The sequence below is a fragment of the Vibrio sp. PNB23_22_6 genome, assembly GCF_052877535.1.
The window spans coordinates 1-2,440 of sequence record NZ_JBNFXP010000055.1; the positions used below are offsets into that span (position 1 = coordinate 1).

Consider the following 2,440-nt stretch of genomic DNA (forward strand, 5'->3'; position numbering starts at 1 on the left):
AGCTTTAGTTGCAGCTAAAGCCTGGGTCTCACATTACCCGAAACTGGTCGATTTAGAGGGATAATTTCCCATACAAGGCGTTATAATTCATGAACTCACTCGAAATCTGAACCAGAAGGTTTGATGTTTCTTTAGTTGGGTAGTTTCATATCAGCTTAGGTTAATATTACGAGGCTATTATGAAATCTAGACAATGTCCCAAGTGCCAGAAAAATGTTGCATGTAGCTGGTTTTTTTTCAGTGCTCATTGGACGAAGTATCGCTGTGTTAAATGTGGTTCGCTAATGAAATGGAGTGGAAGGCGAGCTTATGTAGGGGCAGTATGTGGTGGTTTCGCTGGTCCATTTATCATTTCTACACAATCTATCATTCCATCTACGTTTATTAGAATTTCAATCGCCGTTGTTTTTTCAATAGTTGTAGCAGTTTCTGTGACTAAGCAAATCGAGTACATCGATGAAACTGAGTTATAACAAGAGACTATGGCGTCAATAGTTAATTTTTGGCGCTATCTTTATCCCACATTACACCGTCTCTTAACATTGAATTTAGTATCACAACCATCTTTCTCATGCAGACAACGATAGCCACTTTTTAGGTTTCCTACCGCAAGTAATCGTTCATATGTGGCTTTGATTGCTAGAAGAAATGATCTTGTGAAGTTTAAGGTGCTAGAGAGTTTGAATCAGCCTCAAAATGAGGCTGAAAACTGTCAAGGGTATTGGGGGCAGTCCACTTAGAACTTGAATCGAAGATGGCTAATTGTCCAGGCCCAAGTGCGCACAAGGTAGCATTACGTTATATTCTCACATCGCTGGCTATATAATCATCGTTCGTCATACCTAACGCTTGTGTTACATCAAATCCGTCGATGTCAGTTATGCAAACACTCTGCTTATTTAATAAGCCAAATGTTATCGTATCCGTTTTATTATAAAGTCCAATGCACCGAGCATTAGCTGCATCAGCAAGATGAAGCGGCCCTGTATCACAGCAAATAAAGGCATCCACATTGGTTAAAAAACTAGCAAGATGTCGTATATTAGGTGAATAAAACGTATTTACCTTGTTAATTAAAGGCTCTGGTATGTCTGGACTTAAAACTTCCACCCATTCAATGCTTTCAACAACCTCAGATTCAATACGTTCAATTAACTTACGCCAGTAAGATTCAGGGAGTAATTTATCTCCTCTAGCCCCACGAAAATAAGCGATATGTACAGTTTTTTCTGAAGACTTAATTTGATTAAACTCATTCTTACCAGCGATCAGTTCTTCTGAACTCAACTCAATAGTATGATTAACAGGATGCAATGCAAAACCAGCTTTTGGTAACAAGTAGAGGCTCGTTAGGGCAGAATGTTTCTTTTCACCTGAACCCTCAAATGTATGAGTAAAAGCATTGCTTTTCGTTTTACTTGCCCTACCAATTTTGTTGATAGCTGGAACTATAGCGCAAATGGCAGCATCTTCTGACGAACTATACGGGGAAAAAATAATATCAAACGTTGTTTTTTTTAACTTTCGAATCAAACTGAGGCTTTGGATACTATGCTTAAAACTCAATCGGCTATAACAAATCTCATCAACATCTAAGTTGGTGAATATCTGCCCTAAGAATTCATTGTGTAGCATTAATGTAATATGTGCATCAGGAAAGATTTCTCTTACTTGGCGAACAAAAGGCACTAGAAATAATGCATTACCAATTCGAGTGTTATTGCGCAAAATCAAAATACGTTTGACTTCTGATACTGGTAATAGCTCAGACTGACAATAGCGGTTATTTCTAATAAGCTTATGAAAGAACCCCTCCAGCTTTTCCATTTTTGATTTGCGGTATTTATCAAATCTTCGTAAAAAATTTTTTATAGTAACGCCCTTCACAAGCAACTCCATTTACCATTTAAAAATAATCAGATGATACAATGCTGATCTAAACCTTCAAAGACTTTCTCAAAAAAAATGGCGTTCATTAATCCCTTTATGGTCAATCAGTCAGTTAGCTATCAAAATAAACAGCATAAACAGCATAAACAGCATAAACAGCATAAACAGCACGAAAAGCCCATCAAAGGCTCATGGTCGTTATTTGAACACTTGTCTAAGCTTAACCCAAAATACGTCATGTTAGGCTTAATGCTGATCACTGCGATTTTCTCGATGTTCATGTCTTACATGGCAACAATAGCGATGATGCGTTCGATCTTAACGCCTATTATCGCGGTTTTTGGCGTGCCATTTGTGGTCGTGATCATAACATTAATATGGTTATTAATCGGCTCGCTTTACAAAGTAGAACAAACCAAAGTTGATCTCACATTAAGATTAAATTACTGAAAAAAACAAAGAAATCATTGTGTATGAATAGCCACCGACTTGATAGACACCTTTTAGTTAGACAAAATGACTAATAGAGAGGTGCTTATGAGCAGCAAAA

General features: G+C 37.4%; 1 protein-coding gene and 2 pseudogenes. 1 reads left to right on the plus strand and 2 read right to left on the minus strand.

The window, feature by feature from the left end; translation table 11 throughout:
- Positions 1-495: 495 nt before the first annotated feature.
- Together ACVA54_RS19545 and ACVA54_RS19550 are read right to left on the minus strand one after the other, a co-directional pair.
- Positions 496-634 (minus strand): annotated as a pseudogene (locus ACVA54_RS19545) (IS110 family transposase); the annotation flags it as partial.
- Positions 635-798: 164 nt separating this feature from the next.
- Complete coding sequence (locus ACVA54_RS19550; RefSeq protein ID WP_446579251.1) at positions 799-1,887, minus strand: glycosyltransferase family 9 protein; 1,089 nt, start codon at positions 1,885-1,887, stop codon at positions 799-801.
- A 225-nt stretch (positions 1,888-2,112) separates the two neighbouring features.
- Here ACVA54_RS19550 and ACVA54_RS19555 point away from each other — a divergent pair.
- Positions 2,113-2,337 (plus strand): annotated as a pseudogene (locus tag ACVA54_RS19555) (dihydroorotate dehydrogenase); the annotation flags it as partial.
- Positions 2,338-2,440 lie beyond the last annotated feature (103 nt).